Annotated in this window: 19 protein-coding genes; 5 read left to right on the top strand and 14 right to left on the bottom strand. The window is 58.8% G+C overall.

Going from position 1 to position 19,301, the window contains the following annotated elements; translation table 11 throughout:
* The first annotated feature begins 52 nt into the window (after nt 1–52).
* The 3 genes from N2245_RS01005 to N2245_RS01015 are packed head-to-tail and all read left to right on the top strand — an operon-like array spanning nt 53 to nt 2,666.
* A complete protein-coding gene (locus N2245_RS01005; RefSeq protein WP_494534866.1) occupies nt 53–787 on the top strand; it encodes an ATP-binding cassette domain-containing protein in 735 nt (244 codons plus the stop codon).
* On the top strand, nt 787–2,061 hold the full coding sequence (locus tag N2245_RS01010) for a DUF7224 domain-containing protein (RefSeq protein WP_494534867.1): 1,275 nt from the start codon (nt 787–789) through the stop codon (nt 2,059–2,061). Before N2245_RS01005 ends, N2245_RS01010 begins: the two co-directional genes overlap by 1 nt.
* Nucleotides 2,058–2,666 carry a hypothetical protein gene (locus N2245_RS01015; RefSeq protein ID WP_494534868.1) on the top strand — a complete coding sequence of 203 codons (609 nt, stop codon included), beginning with the start codon at nt 2,058–2,060 and terminating at the stop codon, nt 2,664–2,666. The genes N2245_RS01010 and N2245_RS01015 overlap by 4 nt, the downstream gene beginning before the upstream one ends.
* Here the strand turns inward: N2245_RS01015 and cas2 are convergent, their stop codons facing one another.
* The 11 genes from cas2 to N2245_RS01070 all read right to left on the bottom strand — a co-directional run bounded on the left by cas2 (nt 2,667) and on the right by N2245_RS01070 (nt 15,053).
* A complete protein-coding gene (gene cas2, locus N2245_RS01020) occupies nt 2,667–2,930 on the bottom strand; it encodes a CRISPR-associated endonuclease Cas2 (RefSeq protein WP_494534869.1) in 264 nt (87 codons plus the stop codon).
* A gap of 2 nt (nt 2,931–2,932) precedes the next feature.
* Nucleotides 2,933–3,925 carry a type I-B CRISPR-associated endonuclease Cas1b gene (cas1b, locus tag N2245_RS01025; protein WP_494534870.1) on the bottom strand — a complete coding sequence of 331 codons (993 nt, stop codon included), beginning with the start codon at nt 3,923–3,925 and terminating at the stop codon, nt 2,933–2,935.
* A complete protein-coding gene (cas4, locus tag N2245_RS01030; protein WP_494534871.1) occupies nt 3,922–4,419 on the bottom strand; it encodes a CRISPR-associated protein Cas4 in 498 nt (165 codons plus the stop codon). Before cas4 ends, cas1b begins: the two co-directional genes overlap by 4 nt.
* The gene (locus N2245_RS01035; protein ID WP_494534872.1) at nt 4,416–6,992 is read right to left on the bottom strand and encodes a CRISPR-associated endonuclease Cas3''; all 2,577 of its coding nucleotides are present in this window, start codon (nt 6,990–6,992) and stop codon (nt 4,416–4,418) included. The genes cas4 and N2245_RS01035 overlap by 4 nt, the downstream gene beginning before the upstream one ends.
* Entirely contained in the window at nt 6,989–7,783 is a 795-nt protein-coding gene (gene cas5 / locus N2245_RS01040) for a CRISPR-associated protein Cas5 (RefSeq protein ID WP_494534873.1), read from the bottom strand. Before cas5 ends, N2245_RS01035 begins: the two co-directional genes overlap by 4 nt.
* 12 nt (nt 7,784–7,795) lie before the next feature.
* A complete protein-coding gene (gene cas7b, locus N2245_RS01045) occupies nt 7,796–8,755 on the bottom strand; it encodes a type I-B CRISPR-associated protein Cas7/Csh2 (RefSeq protein WP_494534874.1) in 960 nt (319 codons plus the stop codon).
* A gap of 6 nt (nt 8,756–8,761) precedes the next feature.
* Nucleotides 8,762–10,750, bottom strand: a complete 1,989-nt coding sequence (locus N2245_RS01050) for a TIGR02556 family CRISPR-associated protein (protein ID WP_494534875.1) — start codon at nt 10,748–10,750, stop codon at nt 8,762–8,764.
* 159 nt (nt 10,751–10,909) lie between these two features.
* Entirely contained in the window at nt 10,910–12,583 is a 1,674-nt protein-coding gene (locus tag N2245_RS01055) for a DEAD/DEAH box helicase (RefSeq protein ID WP_494534876.1), read from the bottom strand.
* A 38-nt stretch (nt 12,584–12,621) separates the two neighbouring features.
* Nucleotides 12,622–12,846 carry a hypothetical protein gene (locus N2245_RS01060; RefSeq protein WP_494534877.1) on the bottom strand — a complete coding sequence of 75 codons (225 nt, stop codon included), beginning with the start codon at nt 12,844–12,846 and terminating at the stop codon, nt 12,622–12,624.
* 43 nt (nt 12,847–12,889) lie between these two features.
* Nucleotides 12,890–13,966, bottom strand: coding sequence for a 4-hydroxythreonine-4-phosphate dehydrogenase PdxA (gene pdxA, locus N2245_RS01065; protein WP_494534878.1), 1,077 nt, complete (start codon nt 13,964–13,966; stop codon nt 12,890–12,892).
* Complete coding sequence (locus N2245_RS01070) at nt 13,908–15,053, bottom strand: four-carbon acid sugar kinase family protein (protein WP_494534879.1); 1,146 nt, start codon at nt 15,051–15,053, stop codon at nt 13,908–13,910. The genes pdxA and N2245_RS01070 overlap by 59 nt, the downstream gene beginning before the upstream one ends.
* A gap of 207 nt (nt 15,054–15,260) precedes the next feature.
* Here N2245_RS01070 and N2245_RS01075 point away from each other — a divergent pair, with 207 nt between their 5' ends.
* On the top strand, nt 15,261–15,578 hold the full coding sequence (locus N2245_RS01075) for a hypothetical protein (protein ID WP_494534880.1): 318 nt from the start codon (nt 15,261–15,263) through the stop codon (nt 15,576–15,578).
* A 70-nt stretch (nt 15,579–15,648) separates the two neighbouring features.
* Nucleotides 15,649–16,659 (top strand): zinc-dependent alcohol dehydrogenase family protein, encoded by a 1,011-nt coding sequence (locus tag N2245_RS01080; protein ID WP_494534920.1) that lies wholly within the window; start codon nt 15,649–15,651, stop codon nt 16,657–16,659.
* Here N2245_RS01080 and N2245_RS01085 read toward each other — a convergent pair.
* From N2245_RS01085 to N2245_RS01095, 3 genes are all read right to left on the bottom strand, one after another.
* Entirely contained in the window at nt 16,656–16,961 is a 306-nt protein-coding gene (locus N2245_RS01085; RefSeq protein WP_494534881.1) for an antibiotic biosynthesis monooxygenase family protein, read from the bottom strand. The genes N2245_RS01080 and N2245_RS01085 overlap by 4 nt on opposite strands.
* 108 nt (nt 16,962–17,069) lie before the next feature.
* Complete coding sequence (locus tag N2245_RS01090) at nt 17,070–18,011, bottom strand: TerC family protein (RefSeq protein WP_494534882.1); 942 nt, start codon at nt 18,009–18,011, stop codon at nt 17,070–17,072.
* Nucleotides 18,012–18,183: 172 nt separating this feature from the next.
* Nucleotides 18,184–19,242: a M15 family metallopeptidase gene (locus N2245_RS01095; protein WP_494534883.1), complete on the bottom strand. Its 1,059-nt coding sequence runs from the start codon at nt 19,240–19,242 to the stop codon at nt 18,184–18,186.
* Between the last annotated feature and the right edge of the window lie 59 nt (nt 19,243–19,301).

The following is a 19,301-nucleotide window of genomic DNA, read 5'->3' on the forward strand; positions in this document are numbered from 1 at the left end:
GCGCGTGCATTCTATATATAGATTATAGTTTCGGCCGGGCGCTGGAGGTTCGATGTTGGAGTTGGAGGATGTGTCTTTCCGCTACGGTTGGAGATCACGCTGGGTTCTTAGAGAGCTGTCTTGGCAAGTACCCGAGGGGCGTACTGTGTTGCTCGGTCCCAACGGTGCTGGTAAAACCACCCTGCTGTCGCTGTGCGCCAGCGCCCTCAGGCCCTCTGCAGGCAGAGTAAGGCTGGGCGAGCTGGACACCAGGTCACGGAGGGACTTGCGCGGGTACAGGAGGCTGGTAGGCTGGATGCCCCAGCAGATCAGGGCTGTGCCGGGGCTGACGGCGCGCGAGCAGGTAGCCTACGCAGGCTGGCTCAAGGGTCTCTCCAGAACCGAGGCGTGGCAGAGGGCGGGGGAGGCGCTGGAGGCTGTGGGCCTATCATCGAGGCTGCAAGACAAGACTAGCACCCTCTCTGGAGGTCAGCTGCGCAGGTTAGGATTGGCACAGGTACTGGTGCACTCCCCTCAGGTGGCGATCCTGGACGAACCTACGGCTGGGCTGGACCCAGCTCAGAGGGCCAGGTTCGGAGAGGTGCTGGCCGCGCTGTCGCTAGGGTCCCACGTGATAGTGTCCACGCACCAGGTGGACGACCTCTCACAGCTGTACGACACCGTTGCCGTAATGGCTTCTGGCAAGATCGTGTTTGAGGGTGCTGTAGGTGATTTCCTACGGCTAGGAGAGGGTAACGACAGGGAGGCGGAGGCCGCGTACTCCCTTTTGGTCAGGGAGGAGGACTGATGCGGCTCTCGGCGCGCCTACGCACCTGCCCCCTGGTCTGGCTGCTACCACTGCTGCTAGCGTTTGCCGCGACGGCGTACCGCCTGGATACGGACTCCCTCGACGCGCTACCTCCGTACTCCGTGGCCATCACAGGTCTCTCCACTATAGCCATGCCCTTCATCGCCCCGCTGTGCGCTGCCGCGGCTGCCTGGGAAGCTGGCCGGCTGCGAAGGACTGGGTGGTGGAAACTACCTTTGGCGAGGCCACGCCTCTGGGTGGTGGTAGACGCCCTCCTACCCGTGTGGCTGGTTGGGGTTCTGTGCGTGTTCGTGGCCGCTATGTGGCCGGGGCTGCTCAAGGGTTCTCCCATGCCCTTTTGGGGGATACTTCTGCCGGAGACCCTGGTGCTTGCTGCTCACACGCTGGTAGGTTTCGCTCTTGGGCTGCTACTGCCCGCCGTGGTGGTCGTACCGAGCCTGATCGTGCTGGATTACGTCTGGATGGCCATGCCCGCATCGCTTGAGCCCTTGTGGCTGCGACACCTCACTGGGGTGTGGGATAGCTGTTGCAGCTTGAGCAGCACCATCGACTTCCATGCTGTGGCAGGGGCCCTGTTCCTGGCGCTGGGATCAGCAGCGGCGGCAGCCTGCATGATAGTCATCGGGTCGCGTGCTCTTGCCGCCGTGCTGGCGGTCGTCTGTCTGCTGGTCGGGGCGTCGGCGGGAGTCGCCAGCGTGCGTAGCCTGAATGCCGATCCTGTGGTGGCCAGGGATGTGGAGGTGCAGGTGTGTGCCGGGACGAATCCACGAATATGCCTCTGGCCCGAGCACCGCCAACTTATCTCCAGGGTAGCTCCCATCGCACACCGTGCCTATGTCAGGTGGTGGAATGCAGGTCTTTCCCCACGATCTAGTTGGCAGGAGGGCTACTTGCCGTCTGATCTGCCAGTGGTTTACCGTCGAGGATTCGCGTTAGATCCTAAGATGAAGAGCTGGGACATCGTCTATGCAATGACCAACCTGTTGTTGCCCCCGCCCCCAGCTTGTGTGACCGCCTCAAGAGGCTGGATATGGGCCGGAGCGGACGCCGAGGAGAGCGCGCAGGCCTGGCTAGCTGCTACGGCGGGTATGCCGAGGACGGAGCTGTTGCAGCGGTTCAATCCACGTACAGTGGAGAAGGTCGAGCTAGTCAGGCAACGGACGCAAGAGCAACAACTGGAATGGTTCCGGAGCGCTGCCAAGCATATCGAGGATTGTCAGGCGGTGACACCTCCTGTTGGAAGCATGCGATGAAGTACTGGGCCCGCACACGGCACATCTGGGGATCCCTGCCCTGCTTAGCCGCGATCAGGATGGCTTGCCTACTGTTTGGGAACACTCCTGTGCCGGCCCTCAGCCTGCTGGGCAGCTATGGCCTGACCATACCGCTTGCGCTCTGGTTGCCGTTGGCCATCTGCGTGTACGTGTCCTGGGGATGGGTTTCAGGCGATGCCCGGCAAGAGTGGGTGGCCTCACGTCCCATCTGGCTGCTGGACCTGGTCTACGGAACGAGCGTGGTCGGCCTGTTCTGCCTGGCCTGTCTATGGCCACCAAGTCACGTTGATGGAGGGCTCGGGATAGCCACGGCGCGCAACCTCGTAGGCTACATGGGGTTATGTCTAATAGCCCGCGGGCTGCTCGGATCTGTAGTTGCCCCCGTCCTTCCTGCCGCCTATATGCTGCTCTGTACTATAGTTGGTATGGGGCCGGATAGAAGACCATATTTATGGGGCTGGCCGCTGGCCGATGGCCACACCCTTTGGGCCTGGGCACCGGCTCTGACCCTCATGATTCTGGGGGTAGTCGTGATCTACATGCGTGCCGCTCTTGGCCACCTCAATGAACTTAACCTACCCTAGCTATAGGAAGTTGCCCTCCTCACGACGGGGGGTGCCCAGCTCCTCCACCCGCATGTACTGGGTGGTGCGCAGGACGTAGAAGCGCACGGAGTCCGTGTCCTCGCGGATCACCCTGCGCACCTCCGACAGCAGCGCTCTGTACTGTGCCTGCGACAGCTCTCCCTCTAGCACGGAGTTCTGGATGTGCACGAGGTACTTCCTACCCACCTTGAGCACCTTGCTCACCCTCTCCACGCCCACGTCGTAGGCCATGATCACGAACATACCTACCACCTGCTAACGTACGGCACGTAGGGCTCGTCGCCCAGGAGGTGCTTCTCGAGCTTGTAAAGCTCCAGGCGTATCAACCTACGATAGGAGACCGCTCGCCCCAGGCGGGGGTGCTGGAAAGTGTCCTTAAGCCGCTCCTCGTAGGCCTCCACAAAGGTACGCCGCCCATGGTCGTTGAGGAACACCCCGGAGGAGTCTGCTCGGAAGTCGCTCGCCTTGATCTCCCCTCGGTTGACGAGGCTGAATATCACCCGATCGACTATTACAGGCTTGAAGATCTCAGCGACGTCAAGGTTGAGGGTATACCTGCGGTGGTTGGTAGTGTGCAGGAAGCCTATGCGTGGGTCAAGGTGGGTGCGGTAGATCTCGCTCAGTACCGTCACGTACAGCAGGCTGTTGCCGAAGGACAGCAGGGCGTTCACCCTGTTCTCCGGCGGCCTGCGCGTCCTACTACCAAATCTGAACTCGTCGCCGCGGAAGATCTCATCCCAGCAGCCGTAGTAGGCTTCTCGGCAGCGTCCTTCCACGGCCATCAGCTCGTTCGTGGTGCGGCACGTCTCCAGGAGCGGCACCGCTATCTCAAGCTCGGCGATGCCCTCCTCAAGATCAGCCCCACGTCGTGCATAGTAAGTCAACACCTTCCGCATGTTCTCTAGGGCCCCTCCGACGAACGCCCTGGCAAGCTGCATACGCTTGGCCTCATCCAGGTAGTGGGCCGCCTGCTGGAGGGTCATGTAGCCCGAGACGTACTGCTCCCGCGGCATGTACGAGCCCGCCCAGTAACCGTAGTAGTTGTAGATGTGTAGGGGTATGCCATGCTGGCTAAGGAAGTTCAGCAGCTTGGCGTTGACCGTCACCTCGCCAAACACGTGGATCTCGCTCGTGGTCTCCACGGGCACGAAGCGCTTGGCTTCGGCCGTGACGAAGCGCAGGGTGTTCTGCTCCCTCTCGAGCGTGCCAGCGTTGAAGATGTAGACCGGCTTCTTCATGCCCAGCAGAACTCCTCGTAAGCACAGCTTCGGCAGTAGCGGATCTTCTGAGCATCCGGGGGACGATCGGCCTGCATTACTTCCTGGATACCTCGCATGACCTCCTCGAGCTCTCCCTCTGCTTCTGGTGTAAGTTCGACGAACTCACGCTTGCGTTCTTCAGGTACCAGCACCTCTCCCTTGGCCTCCACACCTTCCTGGCGCAGACGCCACAGGTAGTAGCATACCTGGAGTCTGGCAGCATGCATGTAACGAGAGGACTTCTTCACCTCCGAGATCACCAGCTGTCCCCTCTCCCTCCTGATGCGGTCAATGCGCATGCCTGGCAGTGATATTTCTTTGGCCGACCTTTGATAGTATTCTTCCTGTATTTGCCTCCCCTCTGCCAGCAGGTCGTGTTCTTGCTCTCCCTCTATTGCATGCGACATGAACCACACTTGCCTAGGACATACCAAATACTGCCAGACCAAGGTTCCAGTGACTTGCTCATTCATAGCATCACTGCCTCATTCCCCAATTTGTCTAGCCTAAAACCCGTCTCTAGGTCGTAGTACTCCGCCAGGTCGTCGGTGCTGATGTAGAAGTGGTCCTCCAACTCCGGGTGCCTTGGGGGTGTGTTGGCCAGAATCCTGTAGGCGTATGGCGTGATGACGAACTCGCCGAGACGGCTGTAGGCATCTCTCAGTAGCGTACGTGCCTGAAACCTCTCATCCATGCTCCCCGAGCCAGCTCTGGCGTAAGCCTTGCGCGCCTCCAGCAGCTCCTCCAGCGCCCTGCGGCCGATCTCCCCTAATTCGACGATCACCGGGTAGGAGTCGCCCGCCTCCTCGATGTGCCGGTACTGCGAGACACAGACCTCATTATCTTTGCCACGGAAGTTGAGCTTGCGCATGGCCCATATGTACGCCCTGTATTCATCGTCCGTCAGGAGATCGGGCAGCAGCGCGAAGTACTGTTCTATGTCCGCGTACAGCTCAGACTCGTCCTTTGGCGAGGAGACCACCGCCTCCATCTTCCTGGTGAGCACCTTCCCGTAGATGCGCTCGGCTAGGTGGCGCTCCCGCTCATCGCGCAGCCCAACAACGTAGACTGGGCGCTGGTCATCGGCAGCCCAGGAGCGGTTGCAGCGTCCCGCTGCCTGCACTATCGAGTCCAGCGGTGCGTGATCCCGGATGACGACATCGAAGTCCAGATCCACCCCAGCTTCCACCACCTGAGTGGATATGACTATAGGACGAAGTTCTTCCTTGCGTCGCCGTAGGATCCTTGCGAGGCCATCTACCCTGTGTCGTCTCTGCCAAGGCACGATGTTGGTCGACAGGTGCACCAGCATGCGCCCCCTGGGGGAGTAGTCGTCCCAATAGCGATCCCATTCCTCCTCGGGCTTATCCAGCTCGGAAGGCTCTCTGTAGCCAGACAAGTCCTCCCGCGAGGCCAGGAGCTGGTAGAAGCTCACGGCGCTGGGTATGGTGTTGAGGATCACGAGCACCGAACGGTAGCTTTCACTAAGCTCAAACACCATGTCTCGCAGATCCTCAAGCGACCGCACGTCCGGTCTGGGCACGATCCGCGTACGGTTCAGGTGCTTGAAGTACCTGTCCGGGTTTGGCAGCACTTCCTGGGCTTTGGGGAGTATTTTAGGGCGAGTGGCAGTCATCTGGATCACGGTGCAACCCAGATATTGAGACAACGTGGTGATAGTCTCGTGCACTAAGCTCCATTGCTCATAGGGTATGCTCTGGATCTCATCGAGGATGATAATGCTGCCAGCGATGTTGTGCAGCTTCTTCAGTCTACGGTTGGAGTTGGTCACCAGGGACTCAAGTAGCTGGACAAAAGTGGTGACTATTATCTCAGAGTCCCAGGACTCCACCAGGAGCAGCTGCTCCTCCGTGGGTACGTCCTCCTCCGAGCCACTGCGCTGCTGGATGGTGGCTAGGTGATGATGCTTGATTAGGTACCTCATGGGGTCCTTTGAGTACTCCGGCAGCTCACTGAGCACCTTTTGGATCACCTCGTGGTTCTGCTCGATGATGTTCGTGAACGGTAGGGCGTAGATGATCCTTGGTGTCCATCCAGTTGTATCCCGGACGCGCTCCCGCAGCTTGAGGGCAGCTCCCAGCACTGCCAACGTCTTGCCCGAGCCAGTGGGCGCTGTGAGACTGAATAGACCAGGAAAGAGATTCTCTAGGGGAGTTTCCTCGAAGAAGCGCGTGCTCTCCTGGAACACGCCGTCCCTGATCTTGAGCAACTCGGCTCGAGCCACACCCTGGTTCTCCTGCCGCATGCGCTGCACATATCGCTCAACCAAGTGGTAGGGGATATCGTAACGGGGCGCCTCTCGCAAGCCAATTCGCGAGGAGATATGCTTATCAGCATCTATCAGGGCCGAGAACAGCAGCAGTGCGTGCCAGTAGGTGCGCATCGTCTGCGGATCCTCTGAGGCAAAGAATAGCTCCATATAGGCCCCGTACAGATCTCTCATCAAGCCGGAGATCACATCTCCAGATAGGAAGTCTTCCACCTCAGGAACTCCCAGAGCACGCATCTCGGAGATTATCTGGTCCTTGTGCTCTCCTCGCATGTTGGCTATCTGGGCAGCTATCGCCTCGTACTCAACCTTTATGCCCCCGATCATGCGCCTGTAGAAGGGGTTATCCCGCAGCTGGCGTTTATCCGGTAGGAGGATGTCAGGATTTACTAGAGCACCGTGATGCCTCCATACCGCCAGAAAAGCCAACAGGGCCGCCATGGAGTCCTCTGGCCACCGCTGTCGACAAACGTAGGCGCCGAGCAGAGCGGAGACCGGTGCATGGTGGGTGTACTCGGGCTTGGGGGGAGTCTTCTCAAGGGGAGGAAGCTTCTCTTGAAAGAACGTAGTATACTTGCCAAAGTCGTGGGTAGCACCCGCTACCCACGCCATCTGTGAGAGCTTGTCGGACTCAGGCCAAGGCCCTATAAGGTAATCTCGAGCAGCCTCAGCCACCACCCTTAGATGGTCTGCTAGGAGCTCCTCTGAATACTCCCTACCTCCTCTGATCTCAGCTGGCCTGGCTATGAACTTCATTCTGACATAAATACTCCATGCTCTGTGAGTTGCCCTCCATCGAGGTCGGTGTAAGTGACGGTGAATACTGGCACGGACACCTTAGCATTGATGGGCCTGTTGTGACGTTGCTCGTACACGAAGTTGCCTATCTGCAGCAACCTTCTGTCGTTGTCCAGGGCGATCGGCATGCGCTCCTTGACGATCTGCATATCGGGCTCCGGCAGCGGCAGCTCCAGGATCTTCTCGGCGTTGATCACGGTCGAGATGGGTAGTACCTGCTCTCGAACCTCAAATTCCCAATTCTCGACCTCCGCTATAGGCTCGATCACCGCCGGGCATTCCGTCATCCCTAGGTATGGGGGGTACACTGCTCCTGAGCGCAAGTGGCCTGCAAAGCGCTCCAGCCAACCTTCATCGCGGTGCGTGAGGTACACGCGGTAGCGCAGCTGGGGTCTTCCTGACACCGGGAAGACCCACTCCACCGGAGTCAGGGTACGTTCCCTGCTGCCATCGAATCCTCCGGCGTTCTTGGACCACACGTTGCCCTCCGTCATCACGTAGTTGACGGTCTGCATCACACGACGCACTGGCACGCGCACCGACAGCGCTATGTCCGCCACACCAGGCGCCAAGTGATCAGCGTAAGTGTTCCTGTGATCCTGCCTCTCGTATCCCATGACCCCGGCGATTAGGCCCGCCAGCACGGTCCGCGGCGGGAAGGGATACGACAGGGACGAAGAATTGGTATAGAACTTGCGGAACATCGCATATGCACCGACTAGGTCGAATATGATCATCTTGTTGGGCAACTTTCCGTCCCTCTATGAGAGTGTTTGTAGCTTGTCTCCAAGCACCCCTGTCAGACGATCCAGCCCCCGGAACGTCACATCTGGATGTATGTAGAGCCTGGCTCCAGCTATACCATCCAGTCTGCCGGCGATTCGATCAGCTGCTCGCTCCAGGTTGATAACGTAATCCCTCACGTCGCGCAGCGTGTCCAAGGTCTTGCCCTGGATTGGCTCTAAAACCACATCCTCGCGTAGATCACCGACCCTATAGGGATAGCCCTCGCTGTACTCGAGACGCAGGTAGAAGCGAGGTGTCTGCCCTATCTTACTTCTGGAGGTGGCTTCTGCTGGGATAGCCTCCAGCATAGCCCTATCCAACGCTTCTAGGTCGCTCTCCCGCATGTCCGTATGCCTGGCTCTGTTGCGACTGATTATGCCATGAAAGCCTATGAGCGAATACAGCACGCGCCAATCTTTGCCGAACGTACCGTAGTCGCCTTTTTCTCCGGTATCCCTGCCGGCGAAGTGACTAGATATGGTCGCGGAGTTGTTGATCTCTACCCTGTGAAGGGAGTATCCCCAGCTGAACTGCACTGGTCCTGTGAAGGTGATGGAGCTGTTTTCCATAGGCATTGTGGCACCAAACAAGCGCACATCCATCAGACGATCGAGCAACCAGGAACGGAAATCGGCGCTGTTGCGCGCATCCTTTGTCGACAGCTTCTGCCCACTAGTCCGGGTGTACTCCTCCAACAGGGTGCTCATCCTGCCCTTGGCGTCGGTGGTGGTACCATCCTCGTTCTTGCGCACCCATATGTCGTTGCCTCCGTCCAGCCAGTAGTCTCGGATGTAACGTTTGAGCCGAACATCCGATACCAGGTTCCTTCCCGTGACGGAGTCCATGCGTGGCCGGTTCTCGTCGTCCGGATCGCCATTGGGATTAGTCAGTTTAGCATCGTATAGATAAAGGATGTCGCTGTCTAGTATAGGCATCTGTGCTTACTCCTCGTTAGTAGATGTAGTAGTAGCTAGCGCCTCCTCCCTTGTCTGGGATCGGGCATGCTTCATGGCCTGCAGGGTAGAGTGGCTGTAACCACTGAGGATGTAGTACACGTTCTCGGCGGGGGTGAGAGTCCAACGAGGGGCATGCTCGCTCAGGAGTTTCTGTGCCTCAGCGAAGGCCCTCTCGTTCCAGGAAGTTAGCCTCTTGTACTGTCGCATCTTGTCGAACAGCTCGACCGCTAGGCGCTGTACTCGTTGTAGGGTCATGCCCTCGTAGTTAAGCTTATTTAGGATGACCTTCTCCCCAGAACCGTTCCCACCTCCCATGGTAGCCTGTTCTCTCGCTATGTCGGCGATGATCGTGCCCAACAAGTAGAGTGCTGTCTGTTGAGGAGTGTACCTCAGCCTCGACAGGAACTCTCTCTGCTCATCCGAGAGCATGAGGTCTTGTAAGTAATCTTGATTCATCTCTTCCTCCTTCAACTGGCCCATGCTCCTCAGAAAGGCCAGCAGTACGTTCGTTTGTGCTAGATATCTCAGTATCGTCCGATCTTGCTCGCCTTCTTTAGGTAGGGTAACTTGGTAATTAGGATTACCAAACATGTAGACCCGCACGAGTTCCAGGAACGCTTCCACTAGCTCCCGTCTCTCCAACATCCCGCCTTCTATAATTGAGGAGTAGAAATCGAGCATGGACTTGACCAGCAGGTCAGTGCCGCTCTTGCGTACTGGCAACAGCCATCCAATGTTGCTCAGCGTCAGGCCGTAGCGGAAACCGTATAGCTCAAGGAACAGCTCAGAGATATCATCCAAGGCGCGTCTGATCTCCTGCAGCCTGTATTCCGGCACGTCCTGTATGAGGCGGAGCACCTTGAAGTTTTCCTTGCTCTGTTTGTAAAAGAGGAGGTTGATCATGTAGTTGCCCTCCTGAGCCTCCTGCCATATGGCGCGATCCACCTGCTCCTGCAGCCCTAGCTCGTAGTCCACCCGGCTCTTGAGGTCGCGGATGGAGATCAGCAGGTTGCGTGCGTATCTGTCTGATAGGTCGCCGGTAAATATATCCGGAATCAAATAACCATTGGTCCCGATGCTCTGCAACCTAAACCCTAGATGCCTTTGTATAAACCTCTCGCCCACGAGCAGCGATATATAGGCTTCTTTGCCTATGGCTAGATTAGATATAAATCCCTTTTTGGTGGCTCCAGATGCAAATCCAGGCTTATCGGTGATATAGTACTTGAACTTAAACTTGGTCATATCGGTAGTTACCTGTCCTCTATTGCCTGTCAGATAACATACACCCTCTACAGAGTTCTCGAAAGCCCCCTCCACATAGGACCGTTCTAAATAAGCTTGATAATCAGGATCATCAACTACCAACTCATCTTCTATAGAGAGTGTGAATAGAACGACGGTATTATCAATGTCAAAGGCCTTCATTACAGCCTCGGCTACCACATCCGGTAGCACCTTAGCATCACCTTTCTGCTTAGTAATCTCTCGTAGAGCCTCTCTATCTGGACCCTCTTTGCCCATCTTGCTTAGATCCCATAGCCTTCTATATCTGCGATAGTTGGACTCCGCGGGTATTCCCAGATCATAGGCATCGCCGACATCTAGATAGAAGGTGTCTAGCAGCTGCTTCAGTTTATCTCGCAAAGGACAGGGATCAGGCAACCTGTTTCCTAAAAGGAGATTAGGGATTACCTGAGATACTAAGTACTTGAGGTCCTTAGTGGTTACCCTGTCCTGGTCGTTCATCCCAGAAGCGTTACCTATCCAGAGGTACCTCTGAGGAGTTTCTTGACTAGCTTCCCTCAGATCTAATCGGACCTGCCCGGATCGGAGATCGAAATTGAATATGGCTATATGCGGCTTGCCTTTCCTGGGCTGTGGCACCTCGACGGCCAGCGACTCCAGGAAAGCGCGCGTGCCTTCCCCCTCCTTACGTACCGCTTCCCCTATCTGATATACACTCTCGATCAAAGGACTCTCCTATCCCCAGCAAGGAGCTGGAAATGCTGCGACCTAAGATGTCACATCGATCACCCCTAAATATAAGTTCCTTTTGGAATAGTGTCAATATACATGAATAAATTGTCATCTTAGTACTTATGTTAAATTAGGGATCAAGCTTGATCGAGGCTATCGAGGCTCAGGTAGACTGCCTAAGACCACCAGGTGGTGTCTAGCACGCGAGAAAGCTACGTACAGCACCTGTGAGACTTTCTCCCTATGGACGTGATAAGTCTCCACCACGATCGCCACATCAGCTTCAAGCCCCTTGTAGGCGTAGATGTTCCTGATCGCTACCTGTTGGGAGTTGGGACGTCCCCAGGTGAGCCTCAGCCCGTGGCCCACGTCGGTGCCCTCCCTAAAGTCGCTGTGCCTGGAGCTGCGAGGCGTGAGCACCACTATTTGGGAAGGCGAGATTCCCTGATCGCGGAGCTCTATGATCTCCCGACGCAGTGCTGCGACCTGTTCGCTAGGCTTGCACTCCACCACCTTCGGTGGCAGTCCTTCGGGACCCAAACAGCTAAGGCTTTCTGGATCGGAATGATACTTGGCCGCGAGGGAGTGAATAGCTTGGGTGTTGCGGCAGTTTTGATTAAGCATGAGGTGTGGCCTGGGAATGGGAAAGTCAACCTCCGGTACGAACAGGTTCTGGTTGCTGTCGTAGAATATGTATAATCGGCCCTCCTTGGAATCCTTCAGCAGCCCTAGCAGAGGCTCCCAGCGAAGAATGTGGAAGTCTTGCGCCTCGTCGACCACCACGGCATCGAACTTCTCCTGCTGGGGCATACGCCTGATAGCAGTATCCAGTAGCTCCGGCAGGGTCTCTCGGTAAAACTCAGCCTTCTGCCCCTCGGGCAGCTCCTCAGGATCAGGCGCCGAAACGCCATGGCGCCTACATAACTCCAGGGCCACGCCGTCGAACTCGTCCACGTGCAGGTTATCGGGTAAACCACCTAAAGTCTCAGCAAGGCTCTCGCGTACCCAATCGGCAAGAGCTCTGTTGTGACAGGTGAAAAGCACCCTGAGTCCCTGGCCCACCAGCCGGTAGGCCTGCTCCATCGCCAGGAAGGTCTTGCCCGAGCCCGCACATCCTGCAACCGCTAGCCTCTTGTACTCCGACATAGCTAAAAGGATATTCCTCTGGCCCTGCGTAAGCTCCTCGAACCTCCTGTTCTGCGCCTTGATCAGCGCTAGAAGCCCAAGCTGCGGGGGCTCCGAGGAGGCAGATAGCAGCCGTACCAACGCCGCCCGAGCCTCGGCCGAAAGCTGCCAGCGTGTGTCGGGTCGCCCCAGCGCCTTGTGCACCCAGGATGCTAGGTCGCCCAGGCCGCTCGAGTCCAGCACCTTATGCCTGGGCAGTGGCAGTACGTCCACTATATCCGGTAGAAGATAGCAATCGGGGAACGCTACTGCGTACTCAAACCGATAGGACCCTGCCCATCGAGCCGTGGTGTTTGCTGTCCTCACCCTCTGCATTAGAGAATACATATTGGACTTTGCCTGGTCGAAGGGACTCTCATCAAGAAGGTTTTCGTTGCTGTAATATCGGCCCGTATCGGGATCGCGCCACACCTGACCACCCTTCACCTCTAGCACGAGGATCCCACGTGATGGGTCCAGTATCACGAAGTCAGCCTCTCGGTCGCGGCTCAGCCCCCTACCATCCATCGGCGAGTCCTGCCAGCAGACGCTGTGGAACACCATGATCTCGTCCGGCAGCTGCTGCTTGAGCTCTTCAAAAAGCAGCCTCTCTGCAGCGCTAGTGGTGCTCCGCTTGATCTCCCTGGGGTACATCCGCGCCATGATCATCACCTGCCTATCAAGATATGTGTATTATAAACCTAGCCAGTACGACCCGATCTGTAGGCCGTTCCATAATAAGCTCTTGCCAGCCCATTGCCCCTGCTTGGCCTCCAGGTCCGGTGGTCCTCAAAGTAGCCCGTGAGGCTTACACCAGAGAGCACACACAACCGAGGGCAAGCAAGCATATCCTCAGTGCCTATCACGCCGTATGCTCTCAGGCATGTACGCAACTGGATGGGCTCGTCGGAGTGTGCCACCAGCATCAGTCACTGAAGACTCCTTGCCTAACCTCCGTCGGGGAGGGATCTAAGCTACGCCCGACCTCACCGCCTTCCACACCTCGCCCCAAGCGGGTGTGAGGGCCGCGGCCAGCTCGATCGCCCTGACCATGCTCTCCTCGCTGGCCATGCCCTTGCCAGCGATGTCGAACGCGGTACCATGGTCCACCGATGTACGCACCACCGGCAACCCCACAGTTATGTTTACTCCACGATCGAAGTAGATACTCTTGAAGGGCACATGTCCTTGGTCGTGGTACATCATTACCACGAAGCGATATCTTCCCTGCACGGCCTTGGGAAATAGCGCGTCGGCCGGCAGGGGACCCTCCACGCCAATCCCCTTCCCCTTAGCGGTCTCGACCGCAGGACGGATAACCTCCTCGTCCTCGCGCCCGAAGAGTCCCCCCTCACCCGCATGGGGATTCAGCCCCGCCACTGCGATCGTCTCCCCGCTCCTACCCAGGGCGGATGCAAAGCTGTGCGCCAGCTCGATCGTTCCCAGCACCCTGTCGACGGTAAGCAGCTCGATGGCCTCCCGCAGTGACACGTGGGTTGTCACGTGGAACACGAAGAGCTGGCCGGTGGTAAGCACGAGGGAGTACTTCCTAACGCCAAAGAACTCAGCCAACAGCTCGGTGTGACCTGGATAGTTGTACCCTGCCAGGTGCATCGCCGCCTTGTTAAGAGGAGCCGTGACGATGGCATCCACTTGGCCATCGCGCGCCAGAGTGGCCGCAACCCGCACGCACTCCACAGCCGCCGTGCCGGCATCGGCCGAAAGCTGCCCAGGTCGCACTCCTGAGACGTCCGTGGCTATCTGGAGCACATCCAGCGTCCCGTACTCGTAGGCGGCTTCCTTGGGAGCATCTACTCGATGGACAGCCTTCAGCTCTGAAGAGAACTGCAGGTGTCGCTCGAGAATAGCCGTATCCCCCACCACGAGCGGTCTACACAGATCGTACAGCTCCCGGTGCGACAGCGCCTTCGCTATCACCTCGGGACCTATGCCCGCCGGATCTCCCATAGTTATTGCAAGCAACGGCCTATCTCTCACCAGCCATCTCCTCCAGTTTGATAATTGCCCTCCACAGGGCCTCGGCATCACCAAAGCTGCCGGCCTTCGTCGCCACCGGCATACCCTCGTAATCCCCGCCGACCAGGCGTCCGTAGGGCAAGCCCGGCAAAGCCTCACCCAGCAGCGCCACTCCTGAGGCCCCAATGGCCTCTAGCACTGCCCTCGCCGAGTCTCCGCCAGTGACGACCATCCCGGACACCCGGCACGAGCGCACCACCTGCGCGGCTCGCTTCGCCAGCTCTCCAACATGATCCCCCTCCATGCCCTCATCTGGAGTAAGGAGCACAATCACCCTGCTGGAGTCATCTGGGCGCTCATCATTGCCAGTGCGCACCAGCGCGCAGGGCTCCCTCTCCAGAAGCAGGCGCACCTGTGCCCGAGCGGCAGGATGCAGCGAGCCCACCACCACGAGCACTTGAGGCGGTGGTAGCTCCCCGGCCCAGTGAGGGGCTAGCGCGGAGATCAGGCCCGCGGAGCCAGCAAGCAGGCAGCTGCGGCCCAGGACACGTGCTCCGTCGGCTATGGCCGAGAGGTCCTCACCGGAACAGGCATCGGCCACGACGATCATAGCTCCCGAGCGCCCCAACGCCTTCAGCTCCCGTACGATCGCATCAGGGCCACTGCGCACGGTCTCCAAGGGCAGCAGCCCCACCGCCAGCGAGGTCTGCACCCTAAGGATCTTGGGGACGTAGCTGGTCATACCCACCTCACGTCCCAGGGGTGTGGCGCTCACGGGTGCACCGTTCACTAGGAGGTGGCCACCGACTACCGTCCTGCCCTGCTCAGGGAAGGACGGGCAGAGCAGGGCGAGCTCGGCGCCGGCCGCTCGCATGGCGGCCTCTAGCTCGGCGCCCACGTTCCCCCTGAGGACTGAGTCCACCTTCTTGTACACCTCCATGGCCCCCATCTTCAGGCAGCGCTTCACAACCCCGGCGACGACCTCAGCAGCTGTCGCCGGGGGCATGTGACGAGTGGCAGCGTCTAGCGCCTCCACATCGTACCAAGCCGAGGCCCCGCCGCCCAGCGACACCCGTGCCCTCAGCCCCGCTGAGAGGCACCGCGCTGCGGAGTCGGCGGCACCAGTCAGATCATCAGCTACCACGGTGTAGTGCATACTCTACCTCTTCGTACCATCGTATTAGGTATTATGCCTGTTACGCCTCACTCGTCAACCGTAACCCTTGCATAAATGACGATATAATCCAGCACAAGGTCGTGTTGGTCGATAATAGGGAGCGATGTGGAAGCATCTGGATAGCAGACAGGGCAAAGAGGCTCATGGAGGCCAGGGCTGAGAATCGAGGCCGGCGTAAGGATCCTGATGGTACTGGATGAACCCCGCGGCCACGTCCTGGGGACCACTCGAGGGGATTTCCTGCGGCCACATCGTGGTCGTGGTGGCGGGCAACCTCTGCCCGAACACACCAACGACCTGTGGAGGCTAGGCATAGGGACCACGTTGATAGCTCCACCGATAGAGGCGATGGAGAACCTACTTCGCGCACGTCCGCAGCGGACAAAGGTTCCAGTCAAGCTCATCTCGTCGGGGATCTACGCGCTGGGGCACGTTACTGCCGGTGGGCCACCAACTGAATTCGATCGAGGGGTAGTAGTTACCATGGGTACTTCAGTATCTTAGGTCTCCGCTCCTTGCGGAGGATGCATCCGGCCACTACACTGGAAGGGACATCTCGCACAAGGGGGTGCATATGCGCGCATATGAGCTTAGGGACCCGCAAGGGAGGATGCCAACGCTCGTCGAGCGGCCTACGCCATCTCCAGGGCCTGGGCAGGTGCTGGTGAGGATGCATGCCGCGAGCCTCAACTACCGCGACCTGCTCGTAGCCCGCGGGAGCTACAGAAGGGGATCCCCACGCCTGCCGCTGGTACCGCTGTCCGACGGCGCCGGCGAAGTGGTACAGGTTGGAGAGGGTGTGACTCGACTTCGACCGGGAGACAGAGTAGCGAGCGCCTTCTTCCAGAGCTGGGTGGATGGACCTCCAGATGAATCCAAGACATCCTCAGCACTAGGAGGAGATCTAGACGGTGTGCTGGCGGAGTACGTCGTGCTCGCGGAGACGGGGGTCGCTAGAATCCCGGATCTGCTGTCTTTTGAGGAAGCGGCAACGCTGCCCTGTGCCGGCGTCACGGCCTGGGTGAGCCTGATGGTGCTGGGCAAGATTGCGCCTGGGCAGACGGTGCTTGTGCTGGGTACGGGCGGTGTGAGCATCTTCGCGCTCCAGATCGCCAAGCATGTGGGTGCCAAGGTCATAGTGACCTCCAGCAGCGACGACAAGCTAGAGCGAGCACGGGAGCTGGGTGCTGATGCGGGCATCAACTATCGGGAGCACCCCGACTGGGACCAAGAAGTGCTCGAGCTCACCGACGGCCTGGGTGTTGACCACGTGGTAGAGGTGGGAGGTGCCGGGACGCTGCCCAAGTCGCTCAGGGCCACGCGCGCGGGAGGCCACATCACGCTGGTGGGGTTGCTGAGCGGCGCCCCTGGGAACCTAGAAGAAGCTGGGAGGAACGACAAGGGCGTCCGCGTGGACTCCGTCTACGTTGGCAGCCTGCGACACCTCGAGGAGATGATCGAGGCGATCGAACGCTGGCAGCTGCATCCGGTAATCGACCGGGTGTTCCCTTTCGAGAACGCCCCAGAGGCCTACAGCTACCTCGAGAGCGGGAAGCACCTTGGCAAAGTCGTGATCAGGATCTAGCTCTCTGCTGAGTCTGTGTGCACCACCTCGCCGTCGTGCCAGACAGGGTCTGCTGTCAGCAGCGCCCGAATCATCTGGTACTCCTCGTCTTGTTCTGGACTATCGGCGTTGCGCGTATAGGTCTCCTTATCCTGGAATATAGCTACCAGCCAATACTCATCGGGATCAGCGTCGGAGCGGAAGACCCAGGACATCAGGTATCCTGGGATCTCGTGATGTCTTGCCCTCTGTCGATCGACGATCTCTGCCAGCGCATCCTCCATGCCCGCCCGCACATGCATCTCAGCTATGGTACCGTACATCCGTTTCCTCCTTGGCCCTACATGCCTGACCCTGCAAGCATACACCCCGGCCAAACCGGAATGGTTGACCGGGGGTATAGGGAGGGTAGAGAAAAGGTGGGCACCCGGCTAGCTATGCTCGTGCACCGCCTCTTGAGAACGGGTCTCAGTCGCGCGCAGGGAGGCTATCACGGAGGCGCCCACCAAGATGGCTATCACCGCTAGGGAGATCCAGATGGGCACCTTGTAAACGTCGCTTAGGAGCATCTTGGCTCCCACGAACACCAGGATGCCTGCCAGGCCGTATTTCAGGTACACAAACCGATGCATCATCCCCGCAAGGAGGAAGTAGAGCGCCCTTAGACCAAGGATCGCGAAGGCGTTGGATGTGAACACCAGAAACGGCTCCTGAGTGACGGCAAAGATCGCTGGGATGGAGTCGATCGCGAATATCACGTCCGTGGTCTCCACCACTATCAGCACGGCCAACAAGGGCGTGGCCCACAGCTTACCCCCCTCCCGCACGAAGAAGCGCTGCCCTCTGTACTCGGAGAGCATGGGGATGAAGCGGCGCGCCAGGCGCAGCAGGGGGTTCCTCTCTGGATGTACCTCGTCATGACTCCGACTGGCCATCCTCACGCCGGTGACCACGAGCAGCGCACCGAAGATGTATATGATCCAGTGGAAGGTCTCCAGCAGGGCCGCGCCCGCAGCGATGAACGCGGCGCGCATGAGGATGGCGCCCACCACTCCCCAGAACAGCACCCTGTGCTGATAGGCGGCGGGCACCGCGAAGTAGGAGAAGATCAGCGCGAACACGAAGACGTTGTCCACCGATAGGCTCTTCTCTATAAGGTAACCTGCTAGGTACTCGCCCGCGGCCGTGGGACCAAACCAGAACCAGACAAATGCACCGAAAGCTAAGCCCAAAGCTATCCAAACCACGCTCCAGGTTGCGGCCTCGCGCATGGAGACCACATGCGCCTCGCGGTGGAACACGAAGAGGTCGAGCAGCAGGAAGAAGGCTATAGCCCCTAGGAATATAGCCCATATCCAAAGGTCAACAGACATGAAAAAACCTCCAGCTAATTTCTAGCTGAAGGTCTCTCTTGGCCTCATCCAGCCGGCGGCACCGGGCCTTGCGGCCGTACTGACGATGACGCCTGACTAAGATACTCCCCCTCAGTCGTTGAAAGTCTAGCAAATCGCTAGAGAAATGTCAACCCCCCAGCGATCCATCGGCTTATCTGCCGGTGGCAGAGAAGTGCTGGTAGTCCTTGGGATCCGACCAGTAACCGCCCCACTTCCAGCCGATGCGCGCGAACGCACTGACAACTACGTCGTTTGGATGGATCATCCCGGGTAGGTCCTGCGTACGATCCAGGTAGCGCTGGCCGGCAGAGGGCAACACCACGCCATTAGCTGTGACGTAGGGATTCTGCACGGGGTTGATATCGATCGCCCAGCCGTAGGAGTGCTCAGACCACACACCAGGACGCCCTGTCACGGAACGGCAGTTGAATGCCGAGGTGTTGTTGGCGGCCATAGACCTGTCGTCGTCCCCGCCGTAGACGTCCACGAGCTGCATCCTCTCTATGGGATACCTAGCATCGTACAGCTCGTGCATCACCTGCACTATGGCGTAGGCGTATCGCTCGTGGATCACTAGCTCCCCCATATGCGGCTTACCATCGAACCCCCAGTAGCTGACCGTCACGAGCCTCAGCTCTTGCAGGGATACGGGACACCCCGGCCTCCAGGAGTAGCGCATGCGGTCGCGAGTGTTGGCGTCTATGCGCTGCACGTAGCCAACGAAGCCGTCGCGAGTGGGAGTAGCCGTCGGCGTAGGCGTCGGCGGTACAGGCGTTGGAGTCGGCGTTGGTGGCAGAGGCGTGGGCGTGGGGACCTGCGTAGGGGTGGGTCTAGGAGTGGGCGTGGGAGGCACCTTAGGCATCCTGCTCTCCCTATGCTTCCTCCTGGCGCGTGCGTAAGCCTTGTTCCCCAGAGAAGCTGCTTGCGTGGCCTTGGAAGCTCTAGCCGGAGCCTCTGTGGGTTTTGGTTCCTGGAAGGGCGTTGGGAGGGATGTTGGGGCCTCCGTCGGCAATACGCTGGTGGCTACGAGTGCCGGGGGGCTTGTGCTCCCCTCTGATCCCGTCGTGGTGGCTTCCCTCTGAGCTCCCGACCCTCTGGTCACTATATACCCTGCCAAGGTCACCGCCAAGAGTGCTGCCGATAGCAGCAACCATCCCGACAGCCGCCTGCGATCCTGCTTCCCTCTTCTTCTAACGTACAGCTCCCTCATACACGCACTATAATCCCAAGATGGCCCCTTTGCCACATCTGCCTTGGGCTTGTACGCAA

Source organism: Thermobaculum sp. T2p (assembly GCF_059335935.1).

Bases quoted from the DNA above. Each gene is read 5' to 3' on its own strand.
- N2245_RS01060 (WP_494534877.1), bottom strand. From the start codon at position 12,846: ATGCTGGTGGCACACTCCGACGAGCCCATCCAGTTGCGTACATGCCTG.
- N2245_RS01070 (WP_494534879.1), bottom strand. From the start codon at position 15,053: ATGCACTACACCGTGGTAGCTGATGATCTGACTGGTGCCGCCGACTCC.
- cas2 (WP_494534869.1), bottom strand. From the start codon at position 2,930: ATGTTCGTGATCATGGCCTACGACGTGGGCGTGGAGAGGGTGAGCAAG.
- N2245_RS01095 (WP_494534883.1), bottom strand. From the start codon at position 19,242: ATGAGGGAGCTGTACGTTAGAAGAAGAGGGAAGCAGGATCGCAGGCGG.
- N2245_RS01005 (WP_494534866.1), top strand. From the start codon at position 53: ATGTTGGAGTTGGAGGATGTGTCTTTCCGCTACGGTTGGAGATCACGC.
- N2245_RS01015 (WP_494534868.1), top strand. From the start codon at position 2,058: ATGAAGTACTGGGCCCGCACACGGCACATCTGGGGATCCCTGCCCTGC.
- N2245_RS01035 (WP_494534872.1), bottom strand. From the start codon at position 6,992: ATGAAGTTCATAGCCAGGCCAGCTGAGATCAGAGGAGGTAGGGAGTAT.
- N2245_RS01090 (WP_494534882.1), bottom strand. From the start codon at position 18,011: ATGTCTGTTGACCTTTGGATATGGGCTATATTCCTAGGGGCTATAGCC.
- cas7b (WP_494534874.1), bottom strand. From the start codon at position 8,755: ATGCCTATACTAGACAGCGACATCCTTTATCTATACGATGCTAAACTG.
- N2245_RS01085 (WP_494534881.1), bottom strand. From the start codon at position 16,961: ATGTACGGTACCATAGCTGAGATGCATGTGCGGGCGGGCATGGAGGAT.
- N2245_RS01080 (WP_494534920.1), top strand. From the start codon at position 15,649: ATGCGCGCATATGAGCTTAGGGACCCGCAAGGGAGGATGCCAACGCTC.
- cas4 (WP_494534871.1), bottom strand. From the start codon at position 4,419: ATGAATGAGCAAGTCACTGGAACCTTGGTCTGGCAGTATTTGGTATGT.
- pdxA (WP_494534878.1), bottom strand. From the start codon at position 13,966: ATGCCGAGGCCCTGTGGAGGGCAATTATCAAACTGGAGGAGATGGCTG.
- N2245_RS01010 (WP_494534867.1), top strand. From the start codon at position 787: ATGCGGCTCTCGGCGCGCCTACGCACCTGCCCCCTGGTCTGGCTGCTA.
- N2245_RS01075 (WP_494534880.1), top strand. From the start codon at position 15,261: ATGGTACTGGATGAACCCCGCGGCCACGTCCTGGGGACCACTCGAGGG.
- cas1b (WP_494534870.1), bottom strand. From the start codon at position 3,925: ATGAAGAAGCCGGTCTACATCTTCAACGCTGGCACGCTCGAGAGGGAG.
- N2245_RS01055 (WP_494534876.1), bottom strand. From the start codon at position 12,583: ATGGCGCGGATGTACCCCAGGGAGATCAAGCGGAGCACCACTAGCGCT.